The following is a 15,229-nucleotide window of genomic DNA, read 5'->3' as shown; positions in this document are numbered from 1 at the left end:
TTATTTATAGTTGTTTAAAACTGATTAAATTGATATTGTAATTTAAAAGTTGACTATTAATTTTTTCTATATGTTCTATATCTGTTTCCCTATCTTTATTTAAAGAAGAATAGCAGTGTTTATCGTAAATTCCCGGGTGAAAAACCAATTCATAGTTTTTATTTTCTGACAAGCTTTTAATCCAGTCTTCAATGTCTTTAAAGTTTGGGATTGATCCGTAGAAATACTTTGCATCTGTTGTTTTTGCTGCATTTTGTGTACCGTGATTTCTAAAAGGAATTCCTTTCTTATCACAGAATTCAGCAACAACGGGATGATATTTATGATGCAAATGTTCTTTGTGAATATCGATATGGCTGGGAGCTAAACCAAATATGTTTATAAATTTCTCATATTGTGTTTCTACCTGCTCCAAATGTTTGTCGTAGGTAAACTCCGTGTGAAGGCCAACGCTTACATCTTCATTATTTAATAATGTTTTGAGTTGTTGTACTTGCTCGGATTGACTATCTGATATTCTATTAACCATTACGGTTGTTGAAGTGATTTTTTTTTGAAATAAGAGGTCGAGTATATATTTGTTATATACTTTACTCATTCCAAAATCGTCTGCGTTAATTATTAAATTTATCATCAGTTTACATTTCAATATTAATTGTTGTGGCTTAACAAAAGTGAAAGCCCCTATTCAAAAATAATATAATTTGAATAGGGTACTTTATTAATTTAGTTAGGGTGTTTTATTGACATGCTGATATTTTTCTTTTATACTCCTCCAATGCCTCGTGTAAGCGTTCTTTGGAATTTGTATCTCCAGGAACGTTGTGAGATGGGTGAATATGTAGTTTTACACCACGATCTGCTAAAATTTCGGCAACGGTAGTAACAGTCATCCAAACCGTTGTCATAAAAGCCATAGTAGAAACTGGCCCTATTTTATCTACGTGATTTTTTAATGTTACTGTAGCATCTTCAGCAGGAGCGCATGAATCTACCACAACATCCGCCAATTGAAATAGGGTTTTACCGCAAGAGTGTTTAACGGTTTTCCCTTTAGCTTCTGCTTCAGAACCATAAACTATAACTTTCATGCCTTTCTTTTTAGCTTCAAGTGCAACATCAATATTCACACTATTAACTCCTGTATGCGAGAATAACCACATGGTGTCTGCTTCATCAAAATTATGTCCTTTCATAATTTCTACTCCATAGCCTTCTACTCTTTCTAAAAAAATAAATTGATTAACCCCCATTTGACCAACAATATTGGTAAAAAAGGTTAACGGTAGTTCAACAATAGGGTGAAATCCCACAAAGCCACCTATACGAGGATACATTTCCTCAATAGGTAAAGTGGCATGGCCACAGCCAAAGGTATGAACCCACTTTCCTTTTTCTATTGAATCTGCCATAACTTCAGCAGCCTTTTTAATATTTTCTATTTGAGTGGTTTCTATTTTGTCCATAACCCCTCTGGCATTGTCTAACCATTGTTTTGCTAACATAATTTTCTGAATTTTTAATTATTATTGTTTAATGTTGATTATTTTTTTTCGAGACACTAAGAGTAAGCCAGTCATTAAAATGAGTAAGCCCATCAAAAACATTGGAAATTGTGTCATGCCATATTTTTGTGCTATTACTCCCATTGAATAATTACTTAATAAATTCCCTATTAAAGCGATTGTAATAACAATACTAAAAGCGGTGCCAGACAACTCTTTGTATATGGCGCCAACATATCCAAGAATAACAGGAAAACCAGCAGCCACACCAACGCCCAAACAGATAAGACCAATTATGGCTATCGTATTTGCACCACCATTAAACATAAGAAGTACTCCTAAAAACATCCAAAATATACTTATGAGTACTACATTAAATGGGTTTAAAACACGTAACAGTTTGCCTAAAACCAAACGGGCCAATGTAAGACCTACTACAAATAATGATAGTGAGAAAAGGGCTAGTTCATTATCAAATTCTTTTATTGATTGCAAATAAGACGTTGTCCAATTATTTGCAATACCCTCGATACCACTTTGAAAAAATAAAACAAATCCAAAAATTATCAATAGAGGGTCTTTTAAAAGTTTAAGGCTCCTACTAATTGGAAAACCCTTTTCTTGTTTTGGCTTAGGAAACTTAATAACACTGAAATATATTATAGGCAATATTAATACACCACCGATACCCATTAAAATAGTTTCAAAAGAATAATTATTAGATAAGGCTCCCAATAGTGCTGGTGTTCCTAAAGCTCCAATACCAAAGAAAACACCTAATAGACTTAGGTTGGCCCCTTTTTTATCTGAACTTATATCTGAAACCAAGGCATTTGTAGCTCCATTTAAAACACCCCCGCTAAGACCTATAGTAAACACCATGGTTTGTAAAACCGATAATTGATTTGTTATGGCAAGCCCTTCCAACCCAATAATGGTTAAAATACCACCGCCAATAAGAACACTTTTAAAGCCGAAACGATCAACCATAGGTCCGAAAATCATGGATCCCACCAAAATACCAAAAGGCAGCAATGACAAAAGCGTTCCTGCTGAAACATCTTCTAAATTGAACTTAGAAGTTATATCAGGCAAGATAGATCCTAAAGAAATCATTACTATTCCAAAAATAAGCATGCCAATACAAGCCGCAGCGAAAATGTAGTTTGTTTTATAAGTGGTGTTTTGCATAGTCAAATTTTAGGTAATTGATTTTAATGCGGAATATGCAGCTCCTATCAAACCTGAGCTTCCTTTTAAGGTCGATATCTCAATTTGCACTTGTTTTATACTAAGAGGTTGTGCCCATTTTTTTGCTTCTTCAATTATCCTATTTAAAAATTGTTCTGCCGGACCAAAAACGCCACCTCCAAAAACTATTTTCTCAGGATTGAAAACACTAACCATATTAGCTACTGCAATTCCCCAATACACAATTGCTTTATTAAAAACTTCTTTTGCGAGAGCATCACCGTTTTTAAAAGCTTCGAAAATATCCTCAGAGCGCAATTGACTTTTAGGGATTTGACTTAATAGACTTGTACTATACTTTGGTTGTTCTAATAATTCTTTAGCACTTCTAACAAGTCCGTTTCCGGAAGCATAATATTCAAAATTCCCGCAGTTATCATACTTTTCTTTATATGGTGGTTCAAAACCAAGCCAACCAATCGCCCCTGAAATACCTCTAGAGCCATTCAAAACCTGTCCATTCATAAGAATACCTGCGCCTATACCAGTACCTACAGCTATAAAAATAGCATTATCGCACCCTTTTGTAGCGCCTTTCCATGTTTCTCCCAAAATATAACAAGACCTATCGCTCTCAATAGTAATATTTATTTGAGGGTTGTCTACTATTTTTGTCAATTCAGAATAAAGCGGATAATTTTCCCATCCTTTTATATTAGGCGCCCAAACTGTTCCATTAAGCTTATCACTTATACCTGGAACGCAAGCACCAATGGCCTTCACCTCAATTTTTTTTGAGTTTGCTGTAATTAAAAGAGATCCTAAAAGGGAATCGATAAGCAATCCTGCCTCTTTGCCTTGCGCATTATCAATTAAAACTTTTTGTCGTTCAACAATTTCTCCTTGAAAAGTGAAAATAGCACCAGAAATTTTCGTACCGCCAATATCAATCCCAATGACACCTTTATTTGCTATTTTCATACGTGTTTGAATAATTTTATTGCATTATTGCAGCAAATATATATAATTTTATTCACAAAAACGCAATATACAGCAAAATTTTAATACAAATATGCGCATTACATGCAACATAATGCTTTGTTTCATCCTATTTAATAGTTTAAAAATATAGTATAGGTCTTATAAAATTTGTCCGACTTTTGTTGCAATTCCACCCATCTCTTGCCTTTTGATATAGTGCACAATTTAGTCATACCAAGTAAATACCTTTAATTACCATGACAACAGTTGTCGCCTCACAACTAAAAATCATAAAGGATATTTCTCAAAAAACCATCTAATCGATTATAATTAAAAACCGTTTTAACAGTCAGTATAGTTTAAAAATTTACTACCTTAACCATTTGAAAGTTAGCATTTTAATTACAAACACTAGAACAGATGGATAATAAGAATATAATCAAATCTAAAGTTTTTCTCAGTCACGCTCATGAAGATTCCAAACTAGCTGATAGTCTAAAAAAACTATTAGAAGATATTTGCGATATGGCCAATTTACCCAAGATTGACATATTTTTTTCAAGTAACTTAAAACCCGGTGGAGGCATGGAACTCGGAGAGTGGCGAACCCGACTGGAAAAAGAAATTGAAGATGCCATTTTAACCATTGCCATAGTAACCCCCGATTCTAACGATAAACCGTGGTTGGCTTATGAAAGTGGAATGTCCATTGGAAGGGCAAAAAAGGTTACACCAATTCTCTATTTTATGGGTCAAGAAAGACTTCATTCCGTTTATCGCAATCAGCAAGCTTATATAGGGGAAGATTTAGACTCCATGCGAAAATGCTGTTACGATATTATTACGGCGGGCACTAAATCAAAAATATCTGCGGGGAATATAAAATTTTGGGACGATTTCATTCAAAAATATATTGATACCGTAAAGACCCAAAAAAACGATCTTTACTTTAGAAGTCTTTTTCGCGATCAATTCCATAATTCTGAAAATGCCAGCAAATTTGAAGGCAATTGGTTTGCCAAATGGACCCAAATAAATGAAGACGGATCTGAGGAAGTTTTTGAAAAAGATGAACTTTACGCTTGGACCACAGCAAACAGAATCCGTTTTGTGGGCTACTCGCAAAAACACGGTACCGAAGGCATGAAATATCCAATGGAAGGCATTGTTTCTCCAGACAGAAAAATTGCATTAAGTTATTGGAGCGAGGGCGAAATATCCATTTGCGGTACGTGTTTAATGAAAACGCAAGGTGCAGGAGTGGATACTTTAATTGGTAATTGGCAAGGTTACACCGCAAAGTCTATTGACGATGACCCTACTTATTTCAGTGGACGCGTTATAATGTCTAAAACCGAAAGTAAAGTAGATGCGTTTGCTCAACAAAATTAACAACTTCAAAACCAATCAAATACAAAAATTATGATTACCACAAATCAAATGCAAAGCATCATCCCCGACATGAACTGGGAGAAAGCCCAATTTTACCTACCACATGTAAATACGGTATTACCTAACTTTGGCATAGATACACCGCTCAGAAAGGCACATTTTCTATCGCAACTGGCTCACGAAAGTGGCGGGCTTAAATACAACCAGGAAAACCTTAACTATTCAGCGAAAGCTTTAAGGAGTGTGTTTGGAAAGTATTTTAAAACAAAAGAAATTGCAGAAGCTTACGCGCGGAAACCCGAAAAAATTGCCAATAGAGTCTACGGAAACAGGATGGGTAATGGTGATGAGGCCAGTGGCGATGGTTGGAAATATAGAGGTCGAGGTTTAATACAACTTACGGGGAAAAACAATTATCAAAAATTTGCGCACGACCATGGTGTCGATTGTGTGAACAACCCCGATTTAATTCTCGACCCCGAATTGGCACTTACTTCTGCCTGCTGGTTTTGGAAAAAAAACAACATTAATAGGTACGCCGATGACGATGATATCCATATGGTTACCAAACGCATTAACGGCGGTACCAATGGGCTGCTTCATCGTCAACATTACCTCGATTCTTTTAAACGACTTTATGAGGTTTTGGAAGCTGATAAATCCTAATTATACAAGGCCAACAGAAATAAATACTGTTGTTTCTTAAAGGTTTAGCTTATAAATAATGTCAACCTAAGCCTTAACCTTAGCTCATTTTTCATTAAATTAGTAAATCTCAAAAAACTCCCTGGCCAAATCTTAAAACCAATCTACAAACCACCTTAAAATAAATTTAAGAGTATGGAAGATTTAACATGTTTCGTCATCATCGGTTTTGGAAAAAAAACCAGTTACGCTAACGGAAAAGTGAGGGTGTTGGATTTGGATGAAACCTATACCCTACTCATAAAACCGGTTTTTGATGCCTTAAACATTTCCTGTTATAGGGCTATTGATAAAAACCTTTCCGGAAGTATCGACAAATTAATGCTTCAGGAAATTAAAAATGCCGACATAGCCTTGGTTGATATTTCTACGCTAAATGCCAACGTCATGTGGGAACTTGGTGTTAGGCACGCCCTAAGACCAAATCACACCATCATGATTTGCGAACAAGAACAAATGGGCAGCATCCCTTTTGATGTTGGGCATTTTGTAATTCACCTATACACCCATTCCGATCAAGGCATCCCCTATAAAGAGGTTGAAAGGTTTAGAGCACACTTAACCAATATTATAAAAGGAGTTCTTAATCAAGAACCAAAATTAAATGATAGCCCGTATTTACTTTTTTAGAAAATGAACTTAAAACTTTAGAAATGAAAATTACCGAAGACGCATCCCAAAACGAACAAAACCCAGAATCTTTTGCAAGCCTGTTGCATAAGGCCGAAGAGGCAAAAAAAGCAAAAGACTTTACAAACGCCCTCAAACTATTTAGTGTGGCTAAAAAGCATGCTGAAAAAAACATGACTTTAAAAGACAACCTCGCATTTATTATTTCCCGACAGGCATTATGCACCTATAAATCCAAACAGCCAAACGAGTTGGAAGCCTTGATAAATGCAAAAAATATTTTAGAGGAATTGCAACCGTTGCAAAGTAACGATCTTGAGGTTTTAGGGTTAACAGGCGCCATAAATAAACGCTTATATGAATTAACCAGTGATTCCAATTATCTGGAAAATGCCATTGTGTCGTACGAAAAAGGGTTTCAACTAAAACAAGATTATTACAATGGCATCAATGCCGCATTCATGCTTTACAAAAAAACGGATTTATTAAAATCCCAACATAAACCATGGGAAGATTTAAAACTAAAAGCCGATTACATTAGAAACACGGTTTTGGAAATCGCATTAAACTTAGAAAAAGAACAAGATTTTTCTACAAAAGAAGATGCCATTTGGATATTGCTCACCATTGCCGAAGCATACCATTATAAAGGTATGGACGATTTAATGACTACCTACGAAAACAAAGCTCAGGATATGGCCAAAGCCAAAAACGACACTTTTGCGATGAGTGCTTACAGCGAACAAAAAAAGAAAATTGAAGATTTAAACATTCATTTTAAATAAGATAATCCATAACGGTAACGGCTATAATAACCGAAGCCATTACCGACATGGCAACAAAATAAACCAACCAATACACCGATACAATGAAAAAAACATTCCAAGAACACCTTGACCCAAATTCCGGTTCAAAAAACATTCTTTCCTTAGATGGTGGGGGAATTAGAGGCGCCTTAACCCTCGGCTATTTAAAAAAAATAGAAAACATTTTACGCGAAAAACACGGCAACGATTATCTGCTCTGTGACCATTTCGACTTGATTGGAGGCACCTCTACGGGTTCCATCATTGCTGGGGCATTGGCCGTTGGAAAATCAGTTGACGACATAGTTAATCTTTACATGGATTTGGGTGGGAAAATCTTTGGTAAAAAGAGAAGTTTCTGGAATCCTTTGGAAACATGGAAATTTTTAAAAGCGGGCTACGATTACGAAGCTTTGGAAGATAGCTTAAAAAATGCTTTTGGCGATATAACGCTAGAAAGCGATCAAATTAAAACAGGACTTTGCATTGTCGCCAAAAGAGCCGACACCAATAGTGTGTGGCCTATTATCAATCATCCAAATGGTAAATTTTTCGATACCAATATTGGCAAAAACAAAAACATACCACTTTGGCAAGCCGTAAGGGCAAGCAGTGCCGCCCCTACTTATTTTGCACCACAAATGATTGATGTTGGCGATGGGCAACGCGCTGCATTTGTTGATGGCGGCGTTAGTATGGCTAACAATCCCGCGCTCACATTATTAATGGTTGCAACCCTAAAAGGCTTCCCGTTTAATTGGGAAATGGGCGAAGACAAATTAACCGTAGTATCCGTCGGCACTGGCTATAGCGTGTTTAAAAAACAAACAAAAGATATTGAGGAAGCATGGTTAAAAACATGGGCACAAAGCGTTCCCGATATGCTTATGCAAGACGCCAGTTGGCAAAACCAGATTGTTTTACAGTGGCTCTCCAACTCCCCTACGGCGCATTATATAGATATGGAAATTGAGTCGTTACAAGATGATTTTATGGGCGGTAAAGCCCTGATTAAATACTTGCGATACAACTTCCCCATTACCGAAAATGACTTAAACGGATTGGGGTTAGGAAAAACGTTTAATGCGAAAGATGTTGAAAGTTTAATTGAAATGAGCAATGCTGAAAACAGGCAAGAACTTTACGATATTGGCGTAGCTGCATCCATTAGTGTTTTAAAAACCCATTTTGATTAAGTTTGATGGTGATTATGCAACAATTTGATACGATTATTACGCTTAACCAAACTAATTTCAATTAACGCCACAGCCTAAAACATATTTAATTATTTTTGTCGTTATTCATATTATTCAATCCCGTTTATGAAACGCAATATTCTTTATTTTATATGTACCATTTGTTTTTTAATGCTTTGGAGTTCTTGCCGTAAAGATTTTGAATTTTCACCAAGTACGGGAAGCCTACAGTTTTCTAAAGACACCGTTTATTTAGATACCGTTTTCACCAATATTGGCTCCAGTACCTATAATTTAAAAGTATATAATAAAAGTGATAACGATATTTCAATTCCTTCTGTACGTTTAGCCCAAGGTGTTGCTTCAAACTACAGATTAAATGTAGATGGAATTGCTGGTAAAAGCTTCGATAATATTCAAGTTTTAGCAAACGACAGCCTGTTTATTTTTGTTGAAACCACTATTGATATTAATAATTTCCCGAACCCCAATGGCACTTATCTTTACACCGATCAAATTGAGTTTGATTCTGGTTCAAACCTTCAAAAAGTGGAGTTGGTTACCTTGGTGCAAGACGCCGTTTTTATTTATCCAGACAGAGATAATACTACAAAAGTTATTGAGACCTTAACCTTGGATATTGGTGGCGAATTAATTGAAACCGAATTACAAGGCCGCGAATTACTGCCCACTGAACTCACTTTTACCAACGAAAAACCTTATGTTATTTACGGATTTGCCGCCGTACCAAACGGTGAAACCTTAACCGTTGATGCGGGTGCACGTTTGCATTTTCATTCAAACTCGGGTATTATTGTGTCTAATGGCGCATCTATTAATGTGAACGGGGCTTTTAGCAACGACCAAGAAGTGCTAGAAAATGAAGTTATTTTTGAAGGCGACCGATTAGAACCCAACTTCTCCGATACGCCCGGGCAATGGGGCACCATTTGGTTGTTGGATGGTAGCTTAAACAATACCATAAACTACACAACCATTAAAAATGCAACCGTGGGCATTTTAAGCGATGGAAACCCCAATGAAGCGACCGAAAAACTAAAAATCACCAACGCCCAAATATATAATTCCAGTAATTTTGGCATGCTGGGGCGCAACACCTCCATAACCGCTGAAAACCTGGTAATTAACAATTCGGGGCAATCCTCGTTTGCCGGAACTTTGGGTGGAACATACAACTTTACACACTGCACCATTGCCAATTATTGGAGTAACGGCTTTAGGCAATTCCCTGCTGTTTTGCTCAATAATTTTGTGACGGATGAAGACAACAACGCGATACTAGCCGATTTAACCGAAGCCAATTTTAACAATTGTATTATTTACGGCAATGACAATCCCGAAATTTTATTAGATGAAATTGAAGAGGCCTCCGTAGCTTTCAATTTTAAATTCACCAATTGTTTAATCCGTTTTGAAGATAACAACAACAATTTTACGGGAGAAAACTACAATTTGGAAAACCCCAGCCTTTACGAAAACACTATTTTTAACGAAGACCCCAACTTTAAAGACAGCGCATTAAACCAATTAATTATTGGCGACGAATCGGCTGCAATAAACAAAGGAAACCCCATGTTTTCAAGTCAAGTTCCCACTGATATTTTAAATGTAAACCGAACAGCTTCACCAGATTTAGGCACCTATCAGCATATTACATTTCCAGAAGAAGATTAATGTTTTTTATAGCTTATTTCTGTAAGAAAAATTATTATATTTACGGTGTAACTGAAACACAAAACTTACTTTATCCTGATTTATTTATTGGATATGAGTAATACACACTACTAAATAACTAGTTGGTGGTAATATAAAAATAACGAATGAATAAAACAGAAAATTTATTAAACGCAAATACAATTTCTTTCAGTGATATAATTGCAGGAGATAATATTTATCAAGTACCATTATTCCAACGGGACTATTCTTGGAAAGAAAATAATTGGGATGATTTATGGCTTGATTTGAATAATGCAATTGATTCAGAAACTAGACATTATATGGGTTCGATTGTTTTAATAAAAAAAGAAAAAAAACAATTTGAGATAATTGACGGTCAACAACGAATTACAACACTCAGTATTTTTAGCTTTAAGCAGTATTCGTTTTTTAAATGATTTAATAGAAGCAGATATCGATAAGGATGACAATATCGAGAGGAGAGATATTTTAATGAGAAAATTTATTGGTTACAAGTCCCCGAAATCATTAATGTTCTCGCCTAAATTAAAACTAAATAAATTAAATGACCCAATTTATTCATCATATTTAATTCAATTCCATAAAGTTCCCAATCTCAGAAGAGAACCAATTTCAAATAGACTATTGGTAGAGGCGTATGGGTATTTTTACAAAAAACTTCAAACGGAAATTTTCGAAGAAGATGGTATCAATGGAATTATTGATTTCATAGAGTTTGTTGGTGACAATTTACAATTTATACAGATTACTGTAGTTGATGAATTAAATGCTTATTTAGTATTTGAAACATTAAATGATAGAGGAATTCCCCTAACTGTAACAGACTTATTCAAAAACTATTTATTCTCACGTGTTGATGAAGCTGACCATAATCACATCAAAAACAAATGGGATAGTATTTTGAAATACATCAAATATAAAGACTTCTCAAACTTCCTGAGATACTATTGGATTTCGAGAAATAAATTAATCACTGAAAAAGAGCTATTTAAAGCAATTAAAAGAGAAGTACAAACCCAAGATGATGTTATTGAGATAATTTCAAGTTTAGAGGTTCACGCGGAGGTATTTAACGCCTTATCTGACCCCAAAGACGATTTGTGGAAAGGACACAAGGATACTATTAAATATTTGTCAGAATTGCAGTTATTTGGTATTAAGCAACCTTTTGCCTTACTTTTGGCTGCTTATGAGAAATTTGATATTGCAACATTTACTAAAGTTGTAAAAATTTGTTCTGTAATCTCATTTAGATACACTGTTATATCAGGTTTTAAAACAAATGTTTTAGAACAAGTTTACAGTAAAGCTGCAAATAATATCATTAGTAGTAAAAGTGTAAACGCTGCTCAAGTATATAAAGACTTGAGTTCTCTGTATGTTAACGATGAAAGTTTCACAAGTCAGTTTATTATGAAATCGATTAAAACAACATCAAAAAACAGATTAGTAAGATATATAGTATATAATATTGAAAATCATCTATCAGATTCTGGAAAAACAAACTTCGATGACGATACTGGAACAATTGAACATATTCTTCCTGAGAATCCATCAGACGTCTGGAACAAAACATTCGTTAAGGATACACAATTAGAATTTATTTACCGTTTAGGAAACTATACTATTCTTGAAAGAAAACTTAACAAACAGTGTGAAAATAAATTAATTGGAGAAAAACTTTCATTGTATCACAAATCAAAATATACTATGTCACAGGAATTTGATTATGAAGAATGGAACCCAAATAAATTAAAACATAGACAATCAAAAATGGCCAAAATTGCTAAACAAATTTGGAAATTAGATTATTGATAAATACTACCGTCAACACCATATCCTTTGAAAAGCATTAGCCTAGTTTTACGCTAACATTCATTAGTATCAAGGGCCGTAGCGAATTAATTATCAGCACACGTTACAAACAAGCACCAACAACATATCTAAAAACACAAAACATAACGGTCACTGCGTTAACGATTGAACGGTTCGACTGCGCTCACCGCAGGCTAAATATTTGAAATCCTTTTTAAAACTTGGCTAACTTATAATTATGTTTTAAGGTAAAGATTAACAGATTGCCACGTCGGTAGCTCCTCGCAATGACGGTTTTAAAAAGATTGAGTAATGAAATATTTATATTCACGATTTCCAAAATTTTCAATAAATACCAATGTGTAAAGCGTGTTAAAACGCCCAAATAAAAAATCCCGCTTAACGCAGGATTCTTTAGTCAACCTAAACTAGTTTCAGGTGCTCATTATATTTTCATGTGATGATGTGATGCTGAAACAAGTTCAGAATGTCGACACTACACAAACAAAGGTTTGCCTTTCATCATGGCATTTACTTTATCTTTTACGCTTTCTAAAACAGCTTCGTTTTCGTGGTTGTTAATTACTTCATCAATTAAATCCACAATCATAAGCATGTCGTCTTCTTTTAAACCACGCGTGGTCACCGCTGCCGTACCAATTCGGATCCCCGAGGTTACAAATGGCGATTTATCATCAAAAGGCACCATGTTTTTATTTACTGTAATATCGGCTTTTACCAAGGCTTGTTCGGCCGCTTTTCCAGAAATATCTTTGTTGCGCAAATCAATCAACATACAATGGTTATCGGTACCGCCGGAAATAATATTGTAATCTTTAGCAACCAGTGCATTCGCCATGGCGTTGGCATTGGCCTTAACTTGTAGTTGATAGTGCAAAAAATCATCGGTAAGCGCTTCACCAAAAGCAATCGCTTTAGCGGCAATAATGTGCTCTAATGGCCCACCTTGGTTTCCTGGGAATACCGCAGAATCCAACAACGACGACATTTTACGCAGATTTCCGTTTTTTAGGGTGATGCCGAATGGGTTATCAAAATCCTGCCCCATCATAATCATACCGCCTCTTGGTCCGCGTAAGGTTTTATGCGTGGTAGTGGTTACAATATGGCAATGTGGCAACGGATCGTTTAAAATGCCTTTGGCAATTAATCCCGCGGGATGCGCAATATCGGCCATTAAAATAGCACCAACACTATCGGCTATTTCACGAAAGCGTTTAAAATCCATATCGCGCGAATATGCAGATGCGCCTGCAATGATAAGCTTAGGCTTTTCAGCTTTGGCAATAGCTTCCATTTTATCGTAATTAATCAGGCCGTTTTCCTTATCAACACCATAAAATACAGGGCTGTATAATTTACCCGAAAAATTTACTGGCGAACCATGGGTTAAATGCCCACCGTGGGACAAATCGAATCCTAAAATTTTGTCACCCGGTTTCAAGCATGCCGCAAAAACCGCCGTATTGGCTTGACTTCCAGAGTGTGGCTGAACGTTTACATAGGCTGCTCCAAATAAAGCTTTGGCCCTATCGATGGCTATTTGCTCCACTTCATCAACCACTTCGCAACCGCCGTAATAACGCTTTCCGGGGTAGCCTTCTGCATATTTATTGGTTAATACAGAGCCCGCAGCTTCCATAACTTGGTCGCTTACAAAATTCTCTGATGCAATAAGTTCTAGGCCATGTAATTGGCGTTCTTTTTCGGCTTGAATAAGTTCAAAAATTTGTTCGTCGCGTTGCATAAATTTTAATTGTAGTTAAATGTTGCGCAAAAATAGCAAATAGATTATTCAAATACATCAAAATATATATTTTTACGCTTAAGTTTTAAACCGATTTATTAACGATTAAAATAATTCTATTTTTAGGCATTTATAATTAAATAAATAAAAAAATTATGTAGGTTTGATACGAATAAAATAACATCTAAATACATAAGGCATGCAAATATCAGCCAATAATCCAGATAGAACCTCGTGGTTACACGTCGATAAAAACTCAGATTTCCCCATTCAGAATATTCCATTCGGTGTATTTTTAACACGCGATGACATTATTACCATTGGCACCCGTATTGGCGATACGGCCATAGACCTTGGGGCTTTGCATCAATTGGGGTATTTTGATGGAATTGCATTAACCGATGATATTTTTCTTCAAGACACTTTAAATGATTTTATTGCCGATGGCAGAAAAACATGGCGCGCTGTTAGAAATAGAATTGCCGAAATTTTTGATGCTGAAAACACGGCGTTAAAAAACAATGTAAAGCATAAAGAAATTGTATTGTTTCGTTTGGATGAAATTGAAATGCAATTGCCGGTTCAAATTGGCGATTACACCGATTTTTATTCAAGCATCGAGCACGCCACAAATGTAGGCACCATGTTTAGAGACCCCGAAAATGCGTTGATGCCAAATTGGTTGCATATTCCTGTGGGGTATCATGGCAGAAGCTCATCTATTATTCCATCGGGAATTCCAATTCACAGACCTCAGGGGCAAACCCTTCCAAACGGCGCCACCGAACCCGTTTTTGGCCCGAGTAAACTAGTTGATTTTGAGCTGGAAATGGCTTTTATTACTACCGATGCCAATGATTTGGGCGAGTCTATTCCTGTAAACGAAGCCGAAGAATATATTTTCGGATTGGTTTTATTTAACGATTGGAGCGCTCGCGATATCCAAAAATGGGAATACGTGCCATTAGGCCCGTTTTTAGCAAAAAGTTTCGCTTCTTCCATTTCTCCGTGGATTGTTACTTTAGATGCTTTGGAACCTTATCGAGTAGAAAGTCCAAAACCCTTAAAACCACAATTAAAATACCTACAATACAAAGGCAAAAAGAGCTTCGATATTAATTTAGAGGTTTCCATTCAGCCAAACGGCGCTAAGGAAACCGTGGTTAGTAAATCGAATTTTAAATACATGTACTGGAACATGTCGCAACAATTGGCGCATCATACCATAAATGGTTGCCCCATAAATTCTGGCGACATGATGGGAAGCGGCACTATTTCGGGTCCAACACCAGATTCTTACGGCTCCATGTTGGAATTATCATGGCGTGGCGAAAAACCTGTTAAGCTTAATAACGGTACAGAGCGCACATTCATTAATGATTACGATACCGTGATTATGCGTGGGCATTGCGAAAAGGATGGTACGCGCATTGGCTTTGGGGAAGTTTCAACTAAATTGCTTCCGGTTTATTCTAAAAAATAAGATTAATCTTACTTGAAATTATCTAAATTTTACGTTTT

Annotated in this window: 14 protein-coding genes; 9 read left to right on the top strand and 5 right to left on the bottom strand. The window is 35.9% G+C overall.

Going from position 1 to position 15,229, the window contains the following annotated elements:
- Window positions 1-4: 4 nt before the first annotated feature.
- The 4 genes from RNZ46_RS14260 to RNZ46_RS14245 all read right to left on the bottom strand — a co-directional run bounded on the left by RNZ46_RS14260 (window position 5) and on the right by RNZ46_RS14245 (window position 3,677).
- On the bottom strand, window positions 5-634 hold the full coding sequence (locus RNZ46_RS14260; RefSeq protein WP_316982840.1) for a ChbG/HpnK family deacetylase: 630 nt from the start codon (window positions 632-634) through the stop codon (window positions 5-7).
- Between the two features lie 106 nt (window positions 635-740).
- A complete protein-coding gene (locus RNZ46_RS14255; protein WP_316982839.1) occupies window positions 741-1,505 on the bottom strand; it encodes a sugar isomerase domain-containing protein in 765 nt (254 codons plus the stop codon).
- A gap of 21 nt (window positions 1,506-1,526) precedes the next feature.
- The gene (locus RNZ46_RS14250; RefSeq protein WP_316982838.1) at window positions 1,527-2,696 is read right to left on the bottom strand and encodes an MFS transporter; all 1,170 of its coding nucleotides are present in this window, start codon (window positions 2,694-2,696) and stop codon (window positions 1,527-1,529) included.
- A gap of 9 nt (window positions 2,697-2,705) precedes the next feature.
- A complete protein-coding gene (locus RNZ46_RS14245) occupies window positions 2,706-3,677 on the bottom strand; it encodes an ROK family protein (RefSeq protein WP_316982837.1) in 972 nt (323 codons plus the stop codon).
- Window positions 3,678-4,097: 420 nt separating this feature from the next.
- Between RNZ46_RS14245 and RNZ46_RS14240 the strand changes: the two genes are divergently transcribed.
- From RNZ46_RS14240 to RNZ46_RS14205, 8 genes are all read left to right on the top strand, one after another.
- A complete protein-coding gene (locus RNZ46_RS14240) occupies window positions 4,098-5,069 on the top strand; it encodes a toll/interleukin-1 receptor domain-containing protein (RefSeq protein WP_316982836.1) in 972 nt (323 codons plus the stop codon).
- Window positions 5,070-5,099: 30 nt separating this feature from the next.
- Window positions 5,100-5,735 carry a glycoside hydrolase family 19 protein gene (locus RNZ46_RS14235; RefSeq protein ID WP_316982835.1) on the top strand — a complete coding sequence of 212 codons (636 nt, stop codon included), beginning with the start codon at window positions 5,100-5,102 and terminating at the stop codon, window positions 5,733-5,735.
- A gap of 174 nt (window positions 5,736-5,909) precedes the next feature.
- Complete coding sequence (locus RNZ46_RS14230; protein ID WP_316982834.1) at window positions 5,910-6,404, top strand: hypothetical protein; 495 nt, start codon at window positions 5,910-5,912, stop codon at window positions 6,402-6,404.
- 23 nt (window positions 6,405-6,427) lie between these two features.
- A complete protein-coding gene (locus RNZ46_RS14225; protein ID WP_316982833.1) occupies window positions 6,428-7,189 on the top strand; it encodes a TRAFs-binding domain-containing protein in 762 nt (253 codons plus the stop codon).
- A gap of 83 nt (window positions 7,190-7,272) precedes the next feature.
- On the top strand, window positions 7,273-8,406 hold the full coding sequence (locus tag RNZ46_RS14220) for a patatin-like phospholipase family protein (protein WP_316982832.1): 1,134 nt from the start codon (window positions 7,273-7,275) through the stop codon (window positions 8,404-8,406).
- A 126-nt stretch (window positions 8,407-8,532) separates the two neighbouring features.
- The gene (locus RNZ46_RS14215; RefSeq protein ID WP_316982831.1) at window positions 8,533-10,101 is read left to right on the top strand and encodes a hypothetical protein; all 1,569 of its coding nucleotides are present in this window, start codon (window positions 8,533-8,535) and stop codon (window positions 10,099-10,101) included.
- Between the two features lie 146 nt (window positions 10,102-10,247).
- Window positions 10,248-10,541 carry a DUF262 domain-containing protein gene (locus tag RNZ46_RS14210; protein WP_316982830.1) on the top strand — a complete coding sequence of 98 codons (294 nt, stop codon included), beginning with the start codon at window positions 10,248-10,250 and terminating at the stop codon, window positions 10,539-10,541.
- Window positions 10,474-11,940 carry a DUF262 domain-containing protein gene (locus tag RNZ46_RS14205; protein WP_316982829.1) on the top strand — a complete coding sequence of 489 codons (1,467 nt, stop codon included), beginning with the start codon at window positions 10,474-10,476 and terminating at the stop codon, window positions 11,938-11,940. The genes RNZ46_RS14210 and RNZ46_RS14205 overlap by 68 nt, the downstream gene beginning before the upstream one ends.
- 496 nt (window positions 11,941-12,436) lie before the next feature.
- Here the strand turns inward: RNZ46_RS14205 and glyA are convergent, their stop codons facing one another.
- Complete coding sequence (gene glyA, locus RNZ46_RS14200) at window positions 12,437-13,708, bottom strand: serine hydroxymethyltransferase (protein ID WP_316982828.1); 1,272 nt, start codon at window positions 13,706-13,708, stop codon at window positions 12,437-12,439.
- 199 nt (window positions 13,709-13,907) lie between these two features.
- Here glyA and fahA point away from each other — a divergent pair, with 199 nt between their 5' ends.
- Complete coding sequence (fahA, locus tag RNZ46_RS14195) at window positions 13,908-15,191, top strand: fumarylacetoacetase (protein WP_316982827.1); 1,284 nt, start codon at window positions 13,908-13,910, stop codon at window positions 15,189-15,191.
- Window positions 15,192-15,229 lie beyond the last annotated feature (38 nt).

Origin of the sequence: Hwangdonia lutea, from assembly GCF_032814565.1 — a bacterium.
Lineage (GTDB): Bacteria > Bacteroidota > Bacteroidia > Flavobacteriales > Flavobacteriaceae > Hwangdonia > Hwangdonia lutea.
The sequence above is the reverse complement of the archived record's forward strand: the minus strand, read 5'-3'. Positions and strand labels throughout refer to the sequence as shown.

What these genes read in the sequence shown, in the direction of transcription:
- RNZ46_RS14230 (WP_316982834.1), top strand. Translation starts at nt 5,910, where the DNA reads ATGGAAGATTTAACATGTTTCGTCATCATCGGTTTTGGAAAAAAAACC.
- RNZ46_RS14240 (WP_316982836.1), top strand. Translation starts at nt 4,098, where the DNA reads ATGGATAATAAGAATATAATCAAATCTAAAGTTTTTCTCAGTCACGCT.
- RNZ46_RS14215 (WP_316982831.1), top strand. Translation starts at nt 8,533, where the DNA reads ATGAAACGCAATATTCTTTATTTTATATGTACCATTTGTTTTTTAATG.
- RNZ46_RS14245 (WP_316982837.1), bottom strand. Translation starts at nt 3,677, where the DNA reads ATGAAAATAGCAAATAAAGGTGTCATTGGGATTGATATTGGCGGTACG.
- RNZ46_RS14260 (WP_316982840.1), bottom strand. Translation starts at nt 634, where the DNA reads ATGATAAATTTAATAATTAACGCAGACGATTTTGGAATGAGTAAAGTA.
- RNZ46_RS14225 (WP_316982833.1), top strand. Translation starts at nt 6,428, where the DNA reads ATGAAAATTACCGAAGACGCATCCCAAAACGAACAAAACCCAGAATCT.
- RNZ46_RS14235 (WP_316982835.1), top strand. Translation starts at nt 5,100, where the DNA reads ATGATTACCACAAATCAAATGCAAAGCATCATCCCCGACATGAACTGG.
- RNZ46_RS14250 (WP_316982838.1), bottom strand. Translation starts at nt 2,696, where the DNA reads ATGCAAAACACCACTTATAAAACAAACTACATTTTCGCTGCGGCTTGT.
- RNZ46_RS14210 (WP_316982830.1), top strand. Translation starts at nt 10,248, where the DNA reads ATGAATAAAACAGAAAATTTATTAAACGCAAATACAATTTCTTTCAGT.
- fahA (WP_316982827.1), top strand. Translation starts at nt 13,908, where the DNA reads ATGCAAATATCAGCCAATAATCCAGATAGAACCTCGTGGTTACACGTC.
- RNZ46_RS14220 (WP_316982832.1), top strand. Translation starts at nt 7,273, where the DNA reads ATGAAAAAAACATTCCAAGAACACCTTGACCCAAATTCCGGTTCAAAA.
- glyA (WP_316982828.1), bottom strand. Translation starts at nt 13,708, where the DNA reads ATGCAACGCGACGAACAAATTTTTGAACTTATTCAAGCCGAAAAAGAA.
- RNZ46_RS14255 (WP_316982839.1), bottom strand. Translation starts at nt 1,505, where the DNA reads ATGTTAGCAAAACAATGGTTAGACAATGCCAGAGGGGTTATGGACAAA.